The 3,604-nt window shown below is 67.5% G+C and carries 4 protein-coding genes; 3 read left to right on the top strand and 1 reads right to left on the bottom strand.

Annotated features, from left to right (window positions below; all coding sequences use genetic code 11):
• The 3 genes from fabG to AB4Y86_RS14560 form a co-directional block, all read left to right on the top strand.
• A partial coding sequence (gene fabG / locus AB4Y86_RS14570; RefSeq protein WP_441402912.1) for a 3-oxoacyl-ACP reductase FabG occupies positions 1 to 634 on the top strand: 634 nt, incomplete at its 5' end.
• A 176-nt stretch (positions 635 to 810) separates the two neighbouring features.
• A complete protein-coding gene (locus AB4Y86_RS14565; protein WP_441402911.1) occupies positions 811 to 1,230 on the top strand; it encodes an Hsp20/alpha crystallin family protein in 420 nt (139 codons plus the stop codon).
• Positions 1,231 to 1,807: 577 nt separating this feature from the next.
• Positions 1,808 to 2,572, top strand: coding sequence for an SDR family oxidoreductase (locus AB4Y86_RS14560; protein WP_441402910.1), 765 nt, complete (start codon positions 1,808 to 1,810; stop codon positions 2,570 to 2,572).
• A gap of 130 nt (positions 2,573 to 2,702) precedes the next feature.
• Here AB4Y86_RS14560 and serB read toward each other — a convergent pair whose 3' ends face one another.
• The gene (gene serB / locus AB4Y86_RS14555; RefSeq protein WP_441402913.1) at positions 2,703 to 3,599 is read right to left on the bottom strand and encodes a phosphoserine phosphatase SerB; all 897 of its coding nucleotides are present in this window, start codon (positions 3,597 to 3,599) and stop codon (positions 2,703 to 2,705) included.
• Positions 3,600 to 3,604: the final 5 nt, after the last annotated feature.

Here is a 3,604-nt window from a genome sequence, read left to right as displayed (position 1 = left end):
CGGCGACAAGGTGGCAGTGACCTACCGCAGCGAGACGACGCTTCCGGAGGGTATCCTCGGCGTCAAGGCCGACGTCACCGACGAGGCCTCCGTGGACGCGGCGTTTACCGAGGTCGAGGCGGCGCATGGCCCCGTGGAGGTTCTCGTCGCCAATGCCGGCATCACCAAGGACACGCTCCTGATGCGGATGAGCGAGGATGATTTCACCTCGGTGATCGACACGAATCTCACCGGTGCCTTCCGCGTCATCAAGCGCGCCTCCAAGGGCATGATTCGGGCGCGTAAGGGACGCGTGGTGCTGATTTCGTCGGTCTCCGGCCTGTACGGCGCCCCGGGGCAGATCAACTACTCGGCATCCAAGGCGGGCCTGGTCGGCATTGCCCGTTCGCTCACCCGGGAACTCGGGGCGCGGGGCATCACGGCGAACGTGGTGGCCCCGGGCTTCATCAACACGGACATGACCGCCGAACTTCCGGAGGCCACGCAGAAGGACTACCTGTCGAAGGTCCCGGCGGGCCGCTTCGCCGAAGCGTCCGAGGTGGCCGACGTCGTCCGCTGGATCGCCAGCGACGAGGCTGCCTACATCTCCGGCGCGGTGATCCCGGTCGACGGCGGCCTCGGGATGGGCCACTAGGTCCGAGGACTACACAGACGACGGCGGCAGGCGGACGCCGCCGTCGTCAGCGTAGGGGAGACGGACCGGCGGCGGTGCCGGGCCTTTGGCCCTTGGCGTGCGGCTGCCGCGGGCGTGTAATGGAGTGRCAGCCCTTGGCCGCGCAAAGGCAGGGCGTGGACCCAGGAGGAAGAATCATGGCTGATCTGAGCAAGTGGGCGCCATCGGACATGTTGGAGCCTGTTCGACGCTTCCTTGATGGCGACCTGACGATGGGGTCGACCATCAAAGTCGAGCAGTTCCAGGACGGAAGCACCCTGGTGGTACGGGCGGAAGTCCCTGGCATCGACCCTGAGCGGGACGTCGACGTATCGGTCAGCGACGGCATGCTGCATATCAAGGCCGAACGCGAGGAGAAGTCCGAGCACAAGAGCAAGACCGGCTACCGCTCGGAATTCCGCTACGGCTCTTTCGTGCGCAGCATCGCCCTGCCGCCCGGCGCGAAGGAAGAAGACATCACCGCCAGCTACAAGGACGGCGTCCTCGAGGTCCGCGCACCGGCACCGGTCGCAACCACGGGCGAAGCGTCCAAGAAGATCAGGGTCGACCGGGGCTGACCCGGGGTTTCGCCTCCGCGCCGCGGCCGCGGGGGACATGCCCAGTTTTGACCCGGCCCTCGGGAGCAAGCCCAGTCTTCGGTGCGGTCCCCTCGGGACATGCCCGGTCCTGGCCCGGCCCTCGGGAGCATGCCCAGTCTTCGGTGCGGACACTGGACATAGTGGCACTACGTCCAGCGGCGGGGTGGCCCGGAGGGCATGTCCCCACGCTTGTCGGACCCGGCTACTAACGGGGAGCATGTCCGGTTCTGGTCGGGGTGGTCGGGGTGTCCCGGAGGGCATGTCCAGTCTTCGCCGCGGACCACGGGGGACATGTCCAGTGCTGGCCACGGACACCGGGCATGCTGGCACTATGTCCAGTGGCGGGGTGTCCCGGAGGGCATGTCCCGACGTTCCCGACGTTGCCGAGCCTGCCCGGACGTGCGCCGAGGTCGCCCCGGACCTCCATCCGCGCATCCGCCCCGAACTAGGCATGCTGAGCTTCTTTGTGGATCCCGGACAACTGAAATGCTGCAAAGCGCTGGCATGATGGACAGCGGACCCACAGTATTTGGATGTTTGGAACAAAGGAGCTCGAATGGGACTGCTGGACAACAAGACCGCAATCGTGACCGGTTCATCGAGGGGCATCGGGGCGGAGGTCGCCAAATTCCTCGCCGCCGAGGGCGCCGCCGTCGTCGTGAATTACCGCCAGAAAGCACCGCGCGCCAACAAAGTGGTCGCCGAGATCGAAGCTGCCGGCGGACGTGCCGCGGCCGTGGGCGCGGACCTGACTACGCAAGAAGGCGTCCAGGCTCTCGCCAGCGCTGYGATGGAAAACTTCGGCTCGCTCGACCTGCTGGTCCTCAACGCCTCCGGCGGCATGGAATCCGGCATGGAAGAGGGCTACGCGCTCAAGCTCAACCGCGACGCCCAGGTGAACATGCTCAACGCCGCCGTGCCGCTGATGCCCGAGGGCTCCCGGGTGGTCTTCGTAACCAGCCACCAGGCCCACTTCATTGACACCGTCCCCACCATGCCCGAGTACGAGCCGGTCGCCCGCAGCAAGCGCGCCGGCGAAGACGCGCTCCRCGAACTCGTGCCTGCCCTGGCCGACAAGGGCATCTCGCTGGTGGTCGTCTCCGGCGACATGATCGAAGGCACCGTCACCGCCACGCTGCTGGACCGTTCCAACCCGGGCGCCATCGAAGCCCGCCGGGCCGAAGCCGGGAAGCTCTACTCGGTCAAGGAATTCGGTGCGGAGGTCGCCAAGATGGCTACGGCCGACGTCGAAACCGGGCACACCGAGTACGTCGGCGGCGCCGACTACCTCGACAAGGCTGCCGAAACCGGCTCAAACTAGCAGCGCAGCCCGCGGCCCCTAGCTGCGCAGCACCCGCAGTCAGCGCAGGCCCCGGGCCGTCCGAGGTGGCACGTCGCGGCAATGTTTATCGCAGACATTGCCGCGACGTGCCGTCTCCCCGGTTAACGCCTTAGACGCCGGCGAGGTACCGGACGGCGTCCAGGTAGGGCATGTTCACAACGGCGTCGGCCGCCTCCCGGACCGCCGGTTTCGCGTTGAAAGCCACCCCGAGGCCGGCGGCTCCCAGCATGTCCAGGTCATTGGCGCCGTCGCCCACTGCGATGGTGTGCTCCATCGGGATCCCCTCGGCGGCCGCCCACTCGCGCAGGTATTTCTCCTTGGCGGCGCGGTCGACCACGTCGCCGAGCACCTTGCCGGTCAGTGCGCCGTCGACAATTTCGAGTTCGTTGGCAATCCAGTAGTCCAGCCCGAGGCCCTCCGCAATCGGGCGCAGGATCTGGTTGAACCCACCCGACACGACGGCAACGGCGTGCCCGGCCGCCTTGAAGGCCGCCACCAACTCGGCGGCGCCGTCGCTGAGGGTCACCTCCGCGCAGACGGAATCGACGACGTCGGCCGACAGCCCGGCGAGCACTGCCACCCGGGCGTGCAAGCTCTGCGCGAAGTCGAGCTCGCCGCGCATGGCCGCCTCGGTTACGGCAGTCACTTCCTCGCGCTTGCCCGCATAGGCGGCCAGCAGCTCGATGACTTCCTGCTGGATCAGGGTGGAGTCCACATCCATGATCAGGAACTTCCTGCCGGCCCGCCGCAGGGCAGCCGGAACAATGGCGGTGTCAACGCCGACGACGCCGGCTGCGGCGATGCTCCGTCGGAGTCCGGCGAGCCCAACCGCCGTGACGGTCTGCGGCAGGGTGCAGTCGGCCGAGAAAACCGAGTAGCGGTTGTCGCCGGCGGTGCTTTCGGCGCCGATTTCCAGGCCCGCTCCGGCCAGCGACCGGCGCAGCAGCTGCACCTCGGGAAGAGACAGATTTACGCCGTAGCTGACCGCGGTCACGTTCGAACTCATGGCCC

Source organism: Arthrobacter sp. 2YAF22_2 (genome assembly GCF_052114645.1).
GTDB lineage: Bacteria > Actinomycetota > Actinomycetes > Actinomycetales > Micrococcaceae > Arthrobacter.
The sequence above is the reverse complement of the archived record's forward strand: the minus strand, read 5'-3'. Positions and strand labels throughout refer to the sequence as shown.

Excerpts from the sequence above, each read along its gene's own strand:
- AB4Y86_RS14565 (WP_441402911.1), top strand. The coding sequence starts at position 811 with ATGGCTGATCTGAGCAAGTGGGCGCCATCGGACATGTTGGAGCCTGTT.
- serB (WP_441402913.1), bottom strand. The coding sequence starts at position 3,599 with ATGAGTTCGAACGTGACCGCGGTCAGCTACGGCGTAAATCTGTCTCTT.